Here is a 15,886-nt window from a genome sequence, read left to right as displayed (position 1 = left end):
GCCTTCAAGCGCACCGGGCGGTCCTCCGTGGCGGACCGCCCGGTTCTCGCTGCCGTGCGGGCGTTACGCCTTCAGCGCCTTGTCCACCGCCGCCGTGAACTCGGCCGCCGTCATCGGGGCGTTGTCGCTGCCCTCGCTCGTGATCTTCTCGCCGTCCATCTTCAGCGTCGGCGTGCCCTGCACCCCGCTCTTGTCGAACGTCTTGGACATCTTCATCGCCCAGGCGTCGTACGTACCGTCCTCGACGTCCTTCTGGAAGGCCTTGTTGCCCTTCAGGGCGTCCACCGAGTCGGCGACCTCGATGAGGTAGCTGTCCTTGGCGAACTTGTCCTCGCTCTCCTGCGGGTGGAACTTCGCGGAGTACAGCGCGGCCTTGTAGTCCATGAACGCCTCGGGGCTCACGTCCAGCGCGGCGCCGAGCGCGCTGAGGGCGTTCTTGGAACCCTCACCGTTGTCGGTGTTGTCGATGAAGGTCGCACCGACGTACTTGACCTTGTACTTGCCGGACTCGACGTCCTTGGCGACGGTCTCGCCGACGCCCTGCTCGAACGTGGCGCAGACCGGGCAGCGGGAGTCCTCGTACAGCACCAGGGTCTTCTCGGCGTCGGACTTGCCGATCACCACGGTGGTGCCGTCGGTACCCGAGGTGTTCTTCGGCGCGCTGACGTTCTTCGCGTCGGCGGCGGCTTCCCAGGCGTCCGGCTTGTTCAGCTGCATCACGCCGTAGCTGATACCGCCGACGACGGCGAGGGCCGCGACGACCGAGACGGCGACGACGAGCTGCTTGCGGGTCCTGTCCTTCTTGGCCTGGACCTCGCGCTCGGCGCGCAGCCGCTCACGGGCCGCTGCCTTGTTCTGCTGGGTGTTGCGCTTGCTCATGATCGTTCTCCGTGGATGCGTGGGGAGTGGAAGGGGTGCTGCCCGGCGTCGGCCGTGCTGCCCTCAGGCAGCGGCGTACGCGGTGAGCGGCGGCCCCCTCCGTCCCACGGAGTGCACGGGGAAGCGGGCCGCGGCGAGCGGGTGCGCGCCCCCGGCGGGCCGGGGGAGGCGGGGGGCCGACCGGACGCTCCCGCGCACCGCGGCGACCGCGGTGAGCAGCGGCCTGAACGCCACCAGGGCCGCCGCGCGCACCAGCCCCGCCAGCGCCGCCTCCCCGCGCCGCAGCCAGAGGGCGGCGAGCAGCCCGACGGCCACATGGGCGGCGAGCAGCAGCCACGGCACGGCGGGTCCGGGCTGCGCCAGCAAGGCCGCCGCGCGCTCGCCCGCACCGGTCACCCCGGCGAGCGGGGTGCCCACCGTGCCGACGCCCGCCAGCCGCGCACCGGTCGCGCCGACCTCGCCGCCACCGCAGAGCACGTCGAAGCCGATCGAGCGCAGCGGGCCGGCGATGGGCCCGCCGGCCGCCCCGTAGCAGAGGTGCTGGCCGGTGGTGAAGAGCGTGTCGGCGGCCAGCTCCAGCGGCACGAGCAGCCCCGCGATGGCGCCGAAGCCGCGCTCCCGGCCGGCCAGCGCGTACGCCAGGGCGAAGACGGCCGCGGCGAGGAGCGCGACCGCGGTCAGCGGCAGTGGCACCCCGGAGAGCAGCACATGGGACGCGGTGGACAGGGTGACGGCGAGCGCGGCGAAAAGCGCCGCGCGCGCCACCCTGAGCTGCGTACCTGAGATGTCCATCGCCGGAAAGTGTGTCATGTGCCGAGGTAGGAGGGCCTTAAAAGAGGGTGAGATTCACAGCGCCGGCAGCCGCGGCCACGGAAGCCACGGCCACGGGAGTCACGGCGCCGTTACGCACGGTCCGGGCGGGCGGCCCTACAGGCCCGGGATCTTGCCGTTGCGGAAGAGGTCCACGAAGATCTGGTGGTCCGCCCGGGCCCGGGCGCCGTAGCTGTGGGCGAAGTCGACCAGCAGCTCGCCGAAGCCCTCCTCGTCGGCCGCGATGGCCGCGTCGATCGCCCGCTCCGTGGAGAACGGCACCAGCGAGTGGCCGCTCTCGTCGTCCGCCGCCGCGTGCATGGTGGCCGTGGCCCGGCCCAGGTCGGCGACGACCGCCGCGATCTCGTCCACCTCGTCGATCTCGGACCAGTCCAGGTCGACCGCGTACGGCGAGACTTCGGCGACCAGCTGGCCCGCGCCGTCCAGCTCGGTCCAGCCCAGCCACGGGTCCGCGTGCGCCTGGAGGGCGCGCTGCGAGATCACCGTACGGTGGCCCTCGTGCTGGAAGTAGTCCCGCACGGCGGCGTCCGTGATGTGCCGGGAGACCGCCGGGGTCTGCGCCTGCTTGAGGTAGATCACCACATCGTTCTCCAGGGCGTCGCTGTTGCCCTCCAGGAGGATGTTGTACGAGGGCAGTCCGGCGGAGCCGATGCCGATGCCCCGGCGGCCCACCACGTCCTTGACCCGGTAGGAGTCGGGGCGGGTCAGGCTCGACTCCGGCAGCGTCTCCAGATAGCCGTCGAACGCGGCGAGCACCTTGTACCGCGTGGCGGCGTCCAGGTCGATCGCGCCGCCGCCGTCGGCGAACCGGCGCTCGAAGTCCTGGATCACCGTCATCGAGTCCAGCAGCGAGAAGCGGGTCAGCGAGCGGGCGGTGCGCAGCGCGGACAGCAGCGGGCCGTCCGCGGTGTCCAGCGTGAAGGGCGGCACCTCGTCGTTCTTCGCGCCCGTCGCCAGCGCGTGGATCCGCTCCCGGTAGGCGGCGGCGAAGATCCGGACCAGGTCGGTGATCTGCTCGTCGGACAGCGCCTTGGCGTACCCGATCAGCGCCACGGAGGCGGCGAACCGCTTCAGGTCCCAGGTGAAGGGGCCCACGTACGCCTCGTCGAAGTCGTTGACGTTGAAGACGAGGCGGCCGTTGGCGTCCATGTAGGTGCCGAAGTTCTCCGCGTGCAGGTCGCCGTGGATCCAGACCCGGCCGGTGCGCTCGTCGAGATACGGGCCGCCGCGCTGCTCGCGCTCCAGGTCGGTGTAGAACAGGCCGGCCGTGCCCCGGTAGAAGGCGAAGGCCGAGCCGGCCATCTTGCGGAACTTGACCCGGAAGGCGGCCGGATCGGCGGCCAGCAGCTTCCCGAAGGCGGTGTCGAAAACGGCGAGAATCTGCTCCCCGCGCTGCGCTGCGCCGGTCTGCGGTTCCGACATTTCTTGCTGCCTCCTGCTGTCGTGGGCGTGCCTGGCCGGACCGGTGGTCCGCATGACTGAGTGCATGACAAAACGGACACCCGTTCCGCCCTGTCCAACGCTCGGCGGAAGCCGGGAGTGCCCGTCGTCCGACTCCGTCACGTCGTAGACTTCCACGCTGTCCCCCCGTCCGTCATCGCCCGACTTCCCGGAGGCCCGACGCCGTGACCAAGCCGCCCTTCACGCACCTGCACGTTCACACCCAGTACTCGCTGCTGGACGGTGCGGCGCGGCTCAAGGACATGTTCGAGGCCTGCAACGAGATGGGCATGTCGCACATCGCGATGACCGACCACGGCAACCTGCACGGGGCCTACGACTTCTTCCACTCGGCGACCAAGGCCGGAGTCACGCCGATCATCGGCATCGAGGCGTACGTCGCCCCCGAGTCGCGCAAACACAAGCGCAAGGTGCAGTGGGGACAGCCGCACCAGAAGCGCGACGACGTGTCCGGATCCGGTGGTTACACCCACAAGACGATCTGGGCGTCGAACAGGACGGGGCTGCACAACCTCTTCCGGCTCTCCTCCGACGCGTACGCCGAGGGCTGGCTCCAGAAGTGGCCCCGGATGGACAAGGAGACCATCTCCCAGTGGTCCGAGGGCCTCATCGCGTCCACCGGCTGCCCCTCCGGCGAGGTGCAGACCCGGCTGCGGCTCGGCCAGTTCGACGAGGCGGTCCAGGCGGCCTCCGACTACAAGGACATCTTCGGCGCGGACAAGTACTTCCTGGAGCTGATGGACCACGGCATCGAGATCGAGCGCCGGGTCCGTGACGGGCTCCTGGAGATCGGCCGGAAGCTCGACATCCCGCCGCTGGTGACGAACGACTCCCACTACACGTACGCGCACGAGGCCACCGCCCACGACGCCCTGCTCTGCATCCAGACCGGCAAGAACCTCTCCGACCCGGACCGCTTCCGCTTCGACGGCACCGGCTACTACCTGAAGACGACGGACGAGATGTACGCCGTCGACTCCTCCGACGCCTGGCAGCAGGGGTGCGCCAACACCCTGCTGGTCGCCCAGCAGATCGACACCACCGGCATGTTCGAGGCGAAGAACCTCATGCCGAAGTTCGAGATCCCGGACGGCTTCACCGAGATCACCTGGTTCCAGGAGGAGGTCCGGACCGGCATGCGGCGCCGCTTCCCGGGCGGGGTGCCCGAGGACCGGCAGAAGCAGGTCGAGTACGAGATGGACATCATCATCCAGATGGGGTTCCCGGGGTACTTCCTGGTCGTCGCCGACTTCATCATGTGGGCCAAGAACAACGGCATCGCGGTGGGACCGGGACGTGGTTCGGCGGCCGGCTCGATCGTGTCGTACGCGATGGGCATCACCGACCTCGACCCGATCGAGCACGGGCTGATCTTCGAGCGGTTCCTCAACCCCGAGCGCGTCTCCATGCCCGATGTCGACATCGACTTCGACGAGCGCCGGCGCGTCGAGGTGATCCGGTACGTGACCGAGAAGTACGGCGCCGACAAGGTCGCCATGATCGGCACCTACGGCAAGATCAAGGCGAAGAACGCCATCAAGGACTCGGCCCGGGTGCTGGGCTACCCGTACGCCATGGGCGACCGCCTCACCAAGGCGATGCCCGCCGACGTCCTCGGCAAGGGCATCGACCTCAACGGCATCACCGACCCCAAGCACCCGCGCTACAGCGAGGCGGGCGAGATCCGGGGGATGTACGAGAGCGAGCCGGACGTCAAGAAGGTCATCGACACCGCCAAGGGCGTCGAGGGCCTGGTGCGGCAGATGGGCGTGCACGCCGCCGGCGTCATCATGTCCAGCGAGCCGATCGTCGACCACGCACCGGTCTGGGTCCGGCACACCGACGGCGTCACCATCACGCAGTGGGACTACCCGCAGTGCGAGTCGCTCGGCCTGCTGAAGATGGACTTCCTCGGCCTGCGCAACCTGACGATCATGGACGACGCCATCAAGATGGTGAAGTCCAACAAGGGCATCGACCTGGAGATGCTCGCCCTGCCGCTGGACGACCCCAAGACCTACGAACTGCTCTGCCGCGGTGACACGCTCGGCGTCTTCCAGTTCGACGGCGGGCCGATGCGCTCCCTGCTGCGCCAGATGCAGCCCGACAACTTCGAGGACATCTCCGCCGTCTCGGCCCTCTACCGGCCGGGCCCGATGGGCATGAACTCGCACACGAACTACGCGGAGCGCAAGAACGGCCGCCAGGAGATCACCCCGATCCACCCGGAGCTGGAGGAGCCCCTCAAGGAGGTCCTCGGCCTCACCTACGGTCTGATCGTCTACCAGGAGCAGGTCCAGAAGGCCGCCCAGATCGTCGCAGGCTACTCGCTCGGCGAGGCCGACATCCTGCGCCGCGTGATGGGCAAGAAGAAGCCCGAGGAGCTGGCGAAGAACTTCGTCCTCTTCGAGAAGGGCGCCAAGGAGAAGGGGTTCTCCGACGCGGCGATCAAGGCGCTGTGGGACGTCCTGGTGCCGTTCGCCGGGTACGCGTTCAACAAGGCGCATTCCTCGGCGTACGGCCTGGTCACCTACTGGACCGCCTACCTGAAGGCGAACTACCCCGCCGAGTACATGGCCGCCCTGCTGACCTCGGTCAAGGACGACAAGGACAAGTCCGCGGTCTACCTCAACGAGTGCCGCCGCATGGGCATCAAGGTGCTGCCGCCCAACGTCAACGAGTCGCTGTCCAACTTCGCCGCCCAGGGCGACGACGTGATCCTCTTCGGCCTGACCGCCATCCGCAACGTCGGCCAGAACGTCGTGGACTCGATCATCCGCTCCCGCAAGGCCAAGGGGAAGTACAGCACCTTCCCCGACTTCCTCGACAAGGTCGAGGCGGTCGTCTGCAACAAGCGCACCGTCGAATCACTGATCAAGGCCGGCGCCTTCGACGAGATGGGCCACACCCGCAAGGGCCTCGTCGCCCACCACGAACCGATGATCGACAACGTGGTCCAGGTCAAGCGCAAGGAGGCCGAGGGGCAGTTCGACCTCTTCGGCGGCATGGGCGAGGAGGAGAGCAGCGAGCCGGGTTTCGGGCTCGACGTGGAGTTCTCCGACGTCGAGTGGGAGAAGGCCTACCTGCTCGCCCAGGAGCGGGAGATGCTCGGCCTGTACGTCTCCGACCACCCGCTGTTCGGCCTGGAGCACGTGCTGTCCGACAAGGCCGACTCCTCGATCTCCCAGCTCATGGGCGGGGACTACGGGGACGGCGCCATCGTCACCGTCGGCGGCATCATCTCCGGCCTCCAGCGCAAGATGACCAAGCAGGGCAACGCCTGGGCCATCGCCACCGTGGAGGACCTGGCGGGCTCCATCGAGTGCATGTTCTTCCCCGCCACCTACCAGCTGGTCTCCACCCAGCTCGTCGAGGACACCGTCGTCTTCGTCAAGGGACGGCTCGACAAGCGCGAGGACGTGCCCCGGCTGGTCGCCATGGAGATGCAGGTCCCCGACATCTCCAACGCCGGGACCAACGCACCGGTCGTCCTCACCATCCCCACCGTGAAGATCACCCCGCCCATGGTCACCCGGCTCGGCGAGGTGCTCAGCCACCACCGGGGCGACACCGAGGTACGCATCAGGCTCCAGGGCCCCCGCACCACCACGGTCCTGCGCCTCGACCGGCACCGGGTCAAGCCCGACCCGGCCCTCTTCGGGGACCTGAAGGTGCTGCTCGGCCCGTCCTGCCTGGCCGGCTGAGTTCAGGAGACACGACGAGAGGGGCGTCCCGCCGGTGCGGGACGCCCCTCTCGTGCATGACCGCGAGCGGCCGACGCGTCAGTTGTGACCGAAGCGCCGCTGGTGCTTGCGCGCCACGTCGGACGGGCTGCCCTGGGCCTGCGACTGCGGCTGGGTCTGCGACTCGAAAGCCGTCGACTTGGCCTGCTCCGCACCACGCTCCGAGGCGGACGCGCGATCGTGCTGGCTGCCCTGCTTGCGGTTCTTGTTCTTGGCCATGGTGAATGCCTCCTGTGGGGAATCCTGGGGGGCCAGGACCGCTGTCAGACTCACATAGCGCCGCAAACAGTGCATGTTGGATCATTACCGTACGTAGCGGTATCCGCAGTGAGGGCCGTTCCCGCCGCCTGCCCCGGGCCTTCTCCGGCCCGCCCCCGATTCGCCACGCCGATGATCGAGTTCCGGCCGTCAACCCTTGCGCGGTCGGGCAGACTCGAAGGAAACCCTGGGTAAGCGGACCCGGTCATCGAGGGGCGGGTGCCGCTGAACCGTTCCCGAATTCCTGGAAGAGGGTGGAACGCGTGGACCGTTGCGTCGTCCTGGTGGACGCCGGCTACTTGCTGGGCGCAGCCGCGAGTCTGCTGGCCGGAGAGCCCGCCCGTTCCCGGATCACCGTCGACCACGCGGCCCTCATCCAGGGCCTGCGTGAGAGGGCCGAGGCCGACACGCAGCAGCCGCTGCTGCGGATCTACTGGTTCGACGGCGCCCCCGACCGGGTACCCCAGCCCGAGCACCGCAGACTCCGCGTGATGCCCCGGGTGACCGTACGGCTGGGAGCCCTGACCCGCAGCGACGGACGCTGGGCCCAGAAGGGCGTGGACGCCGCCATGCACGCCGAGCTCACCGAACTGGCCAGGAACCGGGCCTGTTCCGATGTGGTCCTGGTGACCGGCGACGGCGATCTGCTGCCCGGCCTCATGTCCGCCAAGGAGCACGGGGTCGCCGTCCACCTGTGGGCCGTCCAGGCCGCCGACGGCGACTACAACCAGTCCGAGGACCTCGTCGCCGAGGCGGACGAACGCCGCGTGCTCGACCGGGCCTGGATCACCAAGGCCGTCCGTGCCAAGGACACCGGTGGCAGCTGCCCGCCGCCCCCCGCCCCGCGCCCCGAGATCGCCGCCATCCTCTCCGCGCCGCTGCCGGAGGCCGCCCTCGCCGCCTCCGCCGAGCGGGCCTCCGAGGCGGCCCAGGCCGCCGCCGCCCGCAACGGGCCCGCTGCCCCCGCCGGGACCGTCCCCTCCGAGCCCCCGCCCGCCCCCGGCCACAAGACCGTCCCCACCCCCAAGGACCTCGCCGCACTCCGCGCCCACTCCGCCCACCCGGACCGGACGGCCGCCCAGGCGGCTGCCCCGGCCAACGCCACCCTGCGCTGGTCCTCCGACAAGGGCTGGGTCGAGCGCTCCGGCCCCCTCGGCGAACCGGCCGAGACCGCCTCCCTGCCGACCCTCGCCCAGCTCACCAGCGCCGAACAGCGCTGGGCCGACCGGGAGGAGGACATCACCACCGTCGGCGGCGATCCCTTCGAAGTGGGCCAGGTCTTCGCCCGGCGCTGGATGGAACGGCTCCCGGAAACGGTCCACCTGCAGAAGCTGTCCACCATGTACCCCCGCATCCCGCACCGCATCGACGGCGAACTGCTGCGGTACGCGGCCCGCTTCGGACTCCTCGCCCACAAGGACGACCAGATCGACGAGCACGACCGCTACGCGATCCGGGCGGGGTTCTGGCGCGAGATCGACGTGCGCGCGGCGGCGGAACACGTGCCTGCCGGGGAGTAGGGCCTTTCCCGCGGCCCGCGCCGGGTGTCTCCCGCGGATCGTGCCGGGCTCCGCGACGCGGGGCGGCCCCGGACGCGAACCGGGGCGTGTGACCCCGTACCCTCGTACCTCGTGAGTACGGGCACAGCACAGGCGCAGAGCGACACCGGCACCGTGTGCGCGGTGCGCGACCTCGTCAAGACCTATCCCGCCGTACGGGGCCGCCGCGGCGCACCCGCCACCCCGCAGGTGCGCGCCACCGACGGGATCAGCCTCGATGTCGAGCGCGGCGAGATCTTCGGACTGCTCGGCCCCAACGGCGCCGGCAAGTCCACGCTGGTCCGCCAGCTGACCGGGCTGATGCGCCCCGACTCCGGCTCCGTCGAAGTCCTCGGCCACGACCTCGTACGCCACCCCGAGCGGGCCTCCCGGCTGATCGGCTACCTGGGGCAGGAATCCACCGCCCTGGACGAGCTGACGGTCTCGCTGGCCGCCGAGACCACCGGGCGGCTGCGCGGGCTCCACGTCCGCGAGGCGCGCGCCGAACGCGACGCCGTACTGGAGGAGCTCGGCCTCACCGCGCTCGCCGCGCGGCCCCTGAAGAAGCTCTCCGGCGGTCAGCGCAGGCTCGCCTGCTTCGCCGCCACGCTCGTCGGGGACCGGCCGGTGCTGGTCCTGGACGAGCCGACGACCGGCATGGACCCGGTGGCCCGGCGGGCCGTCTGGGCCGCCGTCGACCGCCGCCGGGCGGAGCGCGGGGCCACCGTCCTGCTGGTCACCCACAACGTCATCGAGGCCGAGACCGTCCTCGACCGGGTCGCCGTCCTGGAGCGCGGCCGGGTCATCGCCTGCGACACCCCCTCCGGCCTCAAGGAGAAGGTGGCCGGGGAGGTCCGCGTCGAGCTCATGTGGCGCGAGCGGGCCCCGCTGGACGTCCCGGAGGTCGCGGCGCTGCGCCCGTCCGCCCAGGAGTCCGGGCGGCGCTGGGTGCTGCGGCTCGGCCCCGACGAGGCCCGGGCCGCGGTCGCCGCGGTGACGGGCGGCGCGGCCTTCGCCGCGCTCGACGATTTCACCCTGGCCACACCCAGCCTGGAAGATGTGTACCTGGCGCTCGGGGGAGACGCGGCCAATGCGACCAAGGGGCTGGTGAAGGCGTGAGGATCCACGGGCGCGGGGTGCGGGCGCTGAACGCCGCGCGGGCGCCGTACGTACGGGACGGGGCGGGCACGGTGGAGGTACGGGACGTGGTTCACCGACGGGACGAGTGGGGTGCGTCGGACGTGTCGGACGTGTCGGGCGTGTGTAAGGGGAGCGGCCCCAGGTGACCAGCATCATTCCGGCCAGGACCGCACCGTCGCGCGTCCGGACCCTGCCCCGCCCCGCCGGCTCCGGCTCCGCCGCGCGGACCGTGTCCGCCCCCCTCGCGCCGCGCGCCCGCCTGCTGCCCTCGCTGGCCGCCGTCTACCGCGCCCAGCTCTCCCGGGCGCGGGTCGCCCGCATCCCGCTGCTCTTCGTGGCGACCTTCCAGTCCGTCGGGATCATGGTCCTGATGCGGGGCGTCGTCGACGGCGGGGCCGAGGCCCGCGCGGTGGTCGCCGGCTCCAGCGTGCTGGTCGTGGCGTTCGTCGCGCTCAATCTGCTCGCCCAGTACTTCGGCCAGCTGCGGGCCGGCGGCGGACTCGACCACTACGCCACGCTGCCGGTGCCGCCGGCGGCGGTGGTGCTGGGGGCGGCGGCCGCGTACGCCTCCTTCACCGTGCCGGGCACGGTCTTCACGGCGATCACCGGGAGCGTGCTGTTCCAGCTCCCGATGACCCACCTGTGGGTCCTGGTCGCCGTCATCCCGCTCTCCGGCGCCGCGCTGGCCGGTCTCGGGGCGGCCCTCGGGCTGCTCGCCCCGCGTCAGGAGCTGGCCACCCTGCTGGGCCAGCTGGGCATGTCCGCCGCGCTGCTGCTCGGGGTGCTGCCGGCTGACCGGCTGCCGGAGCCGGTGGGGTGGGCGCGTGACCTGCTGCCCTCGACGTACGGGGTCGAGGCGCTGGCCCGCTCCTTCGACGCCGATCCGGACTGGGGCATGATCGGCTTCTTCCTCGCGGTCTGCGCGGCGGTGGGGGTGCTGTCGCTGGCCGTGGCGACGTGGGCGTACCGGCGGGCGGCCGTACGGTAGGTGGCCCCTGGCCCCTGGCTCCGCTCCTGGCTCATGCCCCGGGCTCGTGGCTCATGCTCCGGGCTCGTGGCTCCGGCTCCGGGCTCCTGGCTCTGGGCGGGGCGGGGTGGTCGGCCGTACGCACGGGTGCGGCATCCGGTGAGGCGCCGCACAGGGTGGCCTGGCACGATGGCACGGTGACCGCACCTCTGACGCCGCCTCACCAGCCGAACCCCCACGATCCGTGGCAGGCCCCGCCTTCGGGCTCCCACCTCGCGCCCGCGTCCGGTTCGCCCGACGACCCGGACACGGCGACGGAGCTCCGTCAGGCCGCCGTGATCGTCGTGCTCGTGGCGCTCGCCGGTATCGCGCTCGGGCTGCTGTGGCTGTGGCTCGCGCCCCGGGTCCCGCTGGTCTCCGACGGCACCGCCGTCTTCCTGAAGAACAGCGAGGGCGAGGAGGCGATCGGGGCGGACGGAACGTTCGTGCTGCTCGCCGCCGCGTTCGGTGTTTTGTCGGCGGCGCTGGTCTTCTGGCGGCTGCGGCGGGGCGGTGTCCTCGTCGTGGTGGGTCTGGCGCTGGGCGCGGTGCTCGGCTCGCTGCTGGCCTGGCGGGTGGGGGTCTGGCTGGGGCCCTCGTCCGACGTGGTGGCCCGGGCGCGGGAGGCCGGCAAGGGGGTCGTGTTCGACGCGCCGCTTGAGCTGCACGCGGTGGTGGTGGCGGTGATGGTGTGGCCGTTCGTGGCGCTGGCCCTGCATCTGCTGCTGACCGCGGCGTTCGGGCCCCGGGAGGTCGAGCCGGAGTGGGCCGGGGCGGGGTGGTCGTCGTACGGCGGGGGGCCGGAGGGCAGCGCCCCCGGGAGCGCCTAGGCCCCGCGGCCGATGTCCGCGAACACCGCCCCCGTCAGCTCCGCCAGATCCGTCGCCGCCAGCTCCACCTCCAGGCCCCGGCGCCCGGCCGAGACGCAGATCGTGGTGTGCGAGCGCGCCGACGCGTCCAGCACCGTGCGCAGGCGCTTGCGCTGGCCCAGGGGGGAGATGCCGCCGCGGACGTAGCCCGTCGTGCGTTCCGCGGCTGCCGGGTCCGCCATCGTGGCGCGTTTGCCGCCCACCGCGGACGCCAGGGCCTTGAGGTCCAGGGAGCCGGCCACCGGGACGACCGCGACCGTCAGTTCGCCGTCCACGTCCGCGACCAGGGTCTTGAAGACCCGGTCGGGGGAGACGCCCAAGGCCTCGGCCGCCTCCTCGCCGTAGGAGGGGGAGGCCGGGTCGTGGTCGTAGGCGCGGACAGTGAAGGCGGTGCCCGCCGCGGTCAGGGCGACGGTGGCGGGGGTGCCGCCCGACTGCTTCTTCGGCTTCTTCACCATCGGAGCGCGGTCCTTCTTCAGTTGGGGTGGGTCGGGGCGCGGGTCAGGTCGGGCGCGGGCAGCGAGGGCAGGTGGCGGATGACCGCCGCCTCCCGGCGCAGCAGCGTCAGCTCCTCGCGCAGCCGGGTCGCGGTGTCCGGGGCCTGGAGCAGCCGCTGTTTGGTGGGGATGTCCAGGACGGTGGCCGCCGCGACCAGGTAGGAGACGACGGAGGGGTCGTCGGGGAGCTCGGACCCGGTGGCGAGTGAGCGCTCGCTCGCTCCGGCCAGGCGCTTCTGGTAGGAGCGGAACGCCCGCAGGACGCCCTCCGCGAGGGCACCGGCCTCGTCGGCCTCGTCCTCCGCCGGCGGTTCCTCGGTCACTTCCTCGACCTCGGCGCTCAGATACGGGCCGCTCGCGTCGACCGAGAGGAGCCTGACCCGGGTGGTGCCGGTGGCCAGGACCTCGAAACTGCCGTCCGCGCGCTCGCGGATGGTCGCCGCGTCGGCCACGCAGCCGACGCGGTGGAAGGTCTGGATGGGGTCGGGGCCGAAGCCCTCGGCCGGGGCGCGCTCGGCGGGGGGTGCGGAGGCGACGGGGTCCGGCATGCCGGTGCCCGTCACCGCGGTCTCGCGGCCGTCGCGGATCGCGACCACGACGAAGCGGCGAGGTTCGTCCTCGTCGCTCTTCAGCAGCTCCCGCATCATGGCGCGATAACGCTCCTCGAAGACGTTGAGCGGCAGCACGAGGCCGGGGAACAGCACCACGTTGAGGGGGAACAGGGGAAGACGGGCGGTGGTCACAACGCTCAAGCGTAATGGCCGCGCGGACGTCCTCGGTCGGCCCGGTTGCGCAAGGGGGTCAGGGCGGCCACCTGGAGCCGTGCGCCGTCCCGTGCGTCGAGGAACCGGCCCAGGGCGTCGTCGGAGACCGAGGACCACGGGAACGACGTCGCGTGCAGCCCGATCAGCGCGAACTGGTCCAGCGCCTCGGCCCACCGGCCGCGGGCGAGCAGCACGTACGCGAGGAGGTTGCGGACCTCGGCCGGCCACGGATCGCCGGGCCGGTAGGCGGCCGACAGCCCGATGGCCGCGTCGGCCGCCGCGTCGATCCGCTCCTCCAGTACGGAGGTGGTCCGGGCGAGCGCCTGGGCGTCCATGAGCAGGGCGAAGGCGGCCCGGACCGGGAGGGCCTGCACCAGGGAGTCGGGCAGGGCGTCCTCGGCGGCCCGCTCGGCGAAGTCGAAGCACTCGCGGTGCGAGCCGTACCAGGCGGCGGAGAGGTAGCGCAGCGCCGCCACATGGCAGCCGTAGTGGTGCGCGGAGCGCCGTATCGCCTGCTCCCACAGCGACTCGAACGCCGTGTGGGTGGCGTGGGTGCCGCGGGCGTGGTCCAGGGCGAGCCGCCACGGCACCGGGTCGCGCGGGTCCGCCTCGGCGGCGGCGGCGATCATCGGGCCGACCTCGTGGAGCCGTTCCGCCCGGGCGGGCGACTCCCAGGCCCGGTGGACCGCGAGCTCCGCCTTGACCAGCAGGGCGTCGGGGTCGCGCGGGGCGGCGGCCAGCCAGTCGGTGAGCCAGCCGTCCCGGTGGCGGGCGAACGTGGTGAGCCGGCCGAGATAGCGGTCGCGGTTCTCCCAGTCGGCGGCGTCCCGGGTGGAGGCGAGCAGCTTGGCGGCCGGCTCGTGGTCGCCGAGGGCGGCGGCCACCAGCGCCGGTGAGAGCCGCTCGTCGGGGGCGTCGAGCAGCACGGCGTCATCCGCGGGCAGTCCGGCGGACAGCGGAGGGCTGTGCCGGATCATGCGCGCGGTACTGAGCAGAGCGCGAAGGAAGGCCATGGTGCAGACCATTGAAAAGCGCTGGTGAGGGCCGCGCCAGGGGTGTGCTGTGAAGCTTCTGTGCCGAGTGGATGGGTTGTATCCGGCCGGGTCAAGAAAGGGCAAAGGAAATGTCCGGCGGTGGCTTGAATACGACCTGCCGGTCACCTCGTCACTGTCTGCAAAGCCGCCCCGTCCTCCCCCGGACGTGCCGGTCCCAGGCGGGCGCACCCGGTTCGAGCTGCGCTTTCGGTCAGCTCCTGCGCAGCAGCCGGGAGGCTCCGGCGGCCACCGTGGTGGCCAAAATCCATCCCACGAGCACCAGAGTGGCCGCGGCCCACTGCCAGCCGCCCTCCATCCGCCAGTAGCCGTCCTGGCCGAGGTTGATCACGGGGATGAGGAGGTCCAGCGCGTAGAGCGCCGGATTCCACTGCGGTGACTCCCCGTTCTTGATCGACGCCGGGTCGTACTGCGAGAAGGCCGCCGTGCCCGCCGCCCACAGCACCGCCATCCACACCGCCGCCCGCCCCGGCCGGTACCCGTACGCCACGGTCCAGTCCTGGAGGAACCCCCACGCCTTCGCGGCGGGCGGCAGTGTCTCGCGGCGGCGGCGCTGCTTGGCCAGCAGCACCTCCCGGGCGTCCGCGTCCTCGCCACAGCCGCGCATCACCGCCGCCAGCCGCTCGTACGGTTCGGGGACGTACTCCGGGGTCGCCGCCAGCACCCACTCCAGCCGCCGCGAGAGCGGGAAGTGGCCGTAGGGGACCAGGTTCTCGTAGACGAAACCGCCCATGGCGAGGCCGCCGGGCCCCGGCCAGCTGGTGGACAGGTCGATCAGGGTCACCACCTTCGCGCCGTTCAGCACGACCCGGCCCTCCTCCGGGCGCTCCGCGTTGAACCGCAGCTCCGGCGTGACGATCCTGCGCAACGACAGCTCCTCCTGCCGGGTCATCGTGAACCGGGCCTTGGCCAGGTCCACCGCGTCCCCGAACCGCCCGTCGTCCAGCCGCACCCCGCCCTTGCTCTCGAAGATCTGCGACCGGGTCCCGCGTGCCGTGGTCGGGGCGTAGACCACGCCGTACGGGGGAGTGGTGCCCTGGTTGCCGGTGTCGACGCTCACCCACGCCTCGGTCATGTACAGCGTGCGCTCCACCGTCAGCTGCGGCGCGTTCAGCGCGCGGCGGTCCTCCGCGGCCCGCAGATGGCTGCCGCGCAGGCTCAGCGAACCGCCCACCTTCGCCCCGCGCAGGCTCAGCTCGCCGTGCGTCTCGATCATCTCGGCCTGGAGGTCCTGGGCGACCGCCATACCGTCCCCGACGAACGCCCGGCCGTGCCGGTCGGGCCCCACACTGAGCTGGTTGATCAGCAGGTCCGTGCCGATCTGGGCGTCGGTCAGCCGGATGCCCCGGTCGATCCGGCAGCGCGGCAGATGCAGATCGCCCTCGGTGTGCAGCCGGGCCGCCTCCAGCCGGGGCAGCAGGCAGCCCACCATCCGCAACGTCGTGAAGTGGCACTCGGGCAGTACCACCTCCTGCTCGAAGCGGCACCCCGTCAGCTCCACGTACGGCGAGACCCGGCCGCCCGCCAGGTCCAGCTTCCCGGTGATCCGCACCCCCCGGAGCTTGAGCGCCGCCACCCGGCCCGGGCGCGCCGGCGGTCCGCTCAGCAGCAGCCGCGCCACCGTCCGCGCGCCGACACTCCGCTCGGGGCCCCACACGTGCGGGGCGAACGGATCGTTGCGGGTGGAGTCGTAGGTGCGTAAGTCGTAGGTGGTCCCGTTGCGGAAGGACTGCCACATGCCCAGCTCCGCTGCGCTGAGGCCGTCCGGGATGTCGCCTTCGTGCGGCTCGGTCACGGCCGCTCCCTCCGTGCACACATGGCACACATGCTCTGGTGCTGTTCTTCCCT

Annotated in this window: 13 protein-coding genes; 5 read left to right on the top strand and 8 right to left on the bottom strand. The window is 71.7% G+C overall.

The genetic code is table 11. From position 1 onward, the window contains the following. Positions 1-63 precede the first annotated feature (63 nt). The 3 genes from ACIQAK_RS01290 to ACIQAK_RS01280 form a co-directional block, all read right to left on the bottom strand. Positions 64-879: a DsbA family protein gene (locus ACIQAK_RS01290; RefSeq protein ID WP_366388359.1), complete on the bottom strand. Its 816-nt coding sequence runs from the start codon at positions 877-879 to the stop codon at positions 64-66. A 63-nt stretch (positions 880-942) separates the two neighbouring features. Beyond that, on the bottom strand, positions 943-1,671 hold the full coding sequence (locus tag ACIQAK_RS01285) for a hypothetical protein (RefSeq protein ID WP_366388360.1): 729 nt from the start codon (positions 1,669-1,671) through the stop codon (positions 943-945). A gap of 135 nt (positions 1,672-1,806) precedes the next feature. Further along, positions 1,807-3,132 carry a DUF2252 domain-containing protein gene (locus tag ACIQAK_RS01280; protein WP_366388361.1) on the bottom strand — a complete coding sequence of 442 codons (1,326 nt, stop codon included), beginning with the start codon at positions 3,130-3,132 and terminating at the stop codon, positions 1,807-1,809. A 203-nt stretch (positions 3,133-3,335) separates the two neighbouring features. Here ACIQAK_RS01280 and dnaE point away from each other — a divergent pair, with 203 nt between their 5' ends. Continuing rightward, positions 3,336-6,875: a DNA polymerase III subunit alpha gene (gene dnaE / locus ACIQAK_RS01275; RefSeq protein ID WP_366388362.1), complete on the top strand. Its 3,540-nt coding sequence runs from the start codon at positions 3,336-3,338 to the stop codon at positions 6,873-6,875. Between the two features lie 78 nt (positions 6,876-6,953). Here the strand turns inward: dnaE and ACIQAK_RS01270 are convergent, their stop codons facing one another. Beyond that, positions 6,954-7,133: a hypothetical protein gene (locus tag ACIQAK_RS01270; RefSeq protein ID WP_366388363.1), complete on the bottom strand. Its 180-nt coding sequence runs from the start codon at positions 7,131-7,133 to the stop codon at positions 6,954-6,956. Between the two features lie 293 nt (positions 7,134-7,426). On the opposite strand from ACIQAK_RS01270, the gene ACIQAK_RS01265 reads away from it, so the two are divergent. The 4 genes from ACIQAK_RS01265 (at position 7,427) to ACIQAK_RS01250 (ending at position 11,686) form a co-directional block, all read left to right on the top strand. Continuing rightward, positions 7,427-8,692, top strand: a complete 1,266-nt coding sequence (locus ACIQAK_RS01265; RefSeq protein ID WP_366388364.1) for an NYN domain-containing protein — start codon at positions 7,427-7,429, stop codon at positions 8,690-8,692. Between the two features lie 153 nt (positions 8,693-8,845). Continuing rightward, positions 8,846-9,829 (top strand): ABC transporter ATP-binding protein, encoded by a 984-nt coding sequence (locus tag ACIQAK_RS01260; RefSeq protein ID WP_366388613.1) that lies wholly within the window; start codon positions 8,846-8,848, stop codon positions 9,827-9,829. Positions 9,830-9,992: 163 nt separating this feature from the next. Continuing rightward, positions 9,993-10,838: an ABC transporter permease gene (locus ACIQAK_RS01255; protein WP_366388365.1), complete on the top strand. Its 846-nt coding sequence runs from the start codon at positions 9,993-9,995 to the stop codon at positions 10,836-10,838. Positions 10,839-10,993: 155 nt separating this feature from the next. Beyond that, positions 10,994-11,686, top strand: coding sequence for an ABC transporter permease (locus ACIQAK_RS01250; RefSeq protein ID WP_366388366.1), 693 nt, complete (start codon positions 10,994-10,996; stop codon positions 11,684-11,686). On the opposite strand, the gene ybaK is transcribed toward ACIQAK_RS01250, so the two are convergent. The 4 genes from ybaK to ACIQAK_RS01230 form a co-directional block, all read right to left on the bottom strand. Further along, the gene (gene ybaK / locus ACIQAK_RS01245; protein ID WP_366388367.1) at positions 11,683-12,183 is read right to left on the bottom strand and encodes a Cys-tRNA(Pro) deacylase; all 501 of its coding nucleotides are present in this window, start codon (positions 12,181-12,183) and stop codon (positions 11,683-11,685) included. The genes ACIQAK_RS01250 and ybaK overlap by 4 nt on opposite strands. A gap of 17 nt (positions 12,184-12,200) precedes the next feature. Continuing rightward, complete coding sequence (locus ACIQAK_RS01240) at positions 12,201-12,965, bottom strand: LON peptidase substrate-binding domain-containing protein (RefSeq protein WP_366388368.1); 765 nt, start codon at positions 12,963-12,965, stop codon at positions 12,201-12,203. Positions 12,966-12,970: 5 nt separating this feature from the next. Continuing rightward, positions 12,971-14,011, bottom strand: coding sequence for a hypothetical protein (locus ACIQAK_RS01235; RefSeq protein WP_366388369.1), 1,041 nt, complete (start codon positions 14,009-14,011; stop codon positions 12,971-12,973). 220 nt (positions 14,012-14,231) lie between these two features. Further along, positions 14,232-15,833 (bottom strand): oxidoreductase, encoded by a 1,602-nt coding sequence (locus tag ACIQAK_RS01230; protein ID WP_366388370.1) that lies wholly within the window; start codon positions 15,831-15,833, stop codon positions 14,232-14,234. Between the last annotated feature and the right edge of the window lie 53 nt (positions 15,834-15,886).

The organism is Streptomyces sp. NPDC088706 (assembly GCF_044752765.1).
Lineage (GTDB): Bacteria > Actinomycetota > Actinomycetes > Streptomycetales > Streptomycetaceae > Streptomyces.
Note: the sequence above shows the minus strand (reverse complement) of the source record. Positions and strands in the feature narration are given on the sequence as shown.

Bases quoted from the DNA above. Each gene is read 5' to 3' on its own strand.
- ACIQAK_RS01290 (WP_366388359.1), bottom strand. From the start codon at position 879: ATGAGCAAGCGCAACACCCAGCAGAACAAGGCAGCGGCCCGTGAGCGG.
- ACIQAK_RS01285 (WP_366388360.1), bottom strand. From the start codon at position 1,671: ATGGACATCTCAGGTACGCAGCTCAGGGTGGCGCGCGCGGCGCTTTTC.
- ACIQAK_RS01280 (WP_366388361.1), bottom strand. From the start codon at position 3,132: ATGTCGGAACCGCAGACCGGCGCAGCGCAGCGCGGGGAGCAGATTCTC.
- ACIQAK_RS01270 (WP_366388363.1), bottom strand. From the start codon at position 7,133: ATGGCCAAGAACAAGAACCGCAAGCAGGGCAGCCAGCACGATCGCGCG.
- ybaK (WP_366388367.1), bottom strand. From the start codon at position 12,183: ATGGTGAAGAAGCCGAAGAAGCAGTCGGGCGGCACCCCCGCCACCGTC.
- ACIQAK_RS01235 (WP_366388369.1), bottom strand. From the start codon at position 14,011: ATGGTCTGCACCATGGCCTTCCTTCGCGCTCTGCTCAGTACCGCGCGC.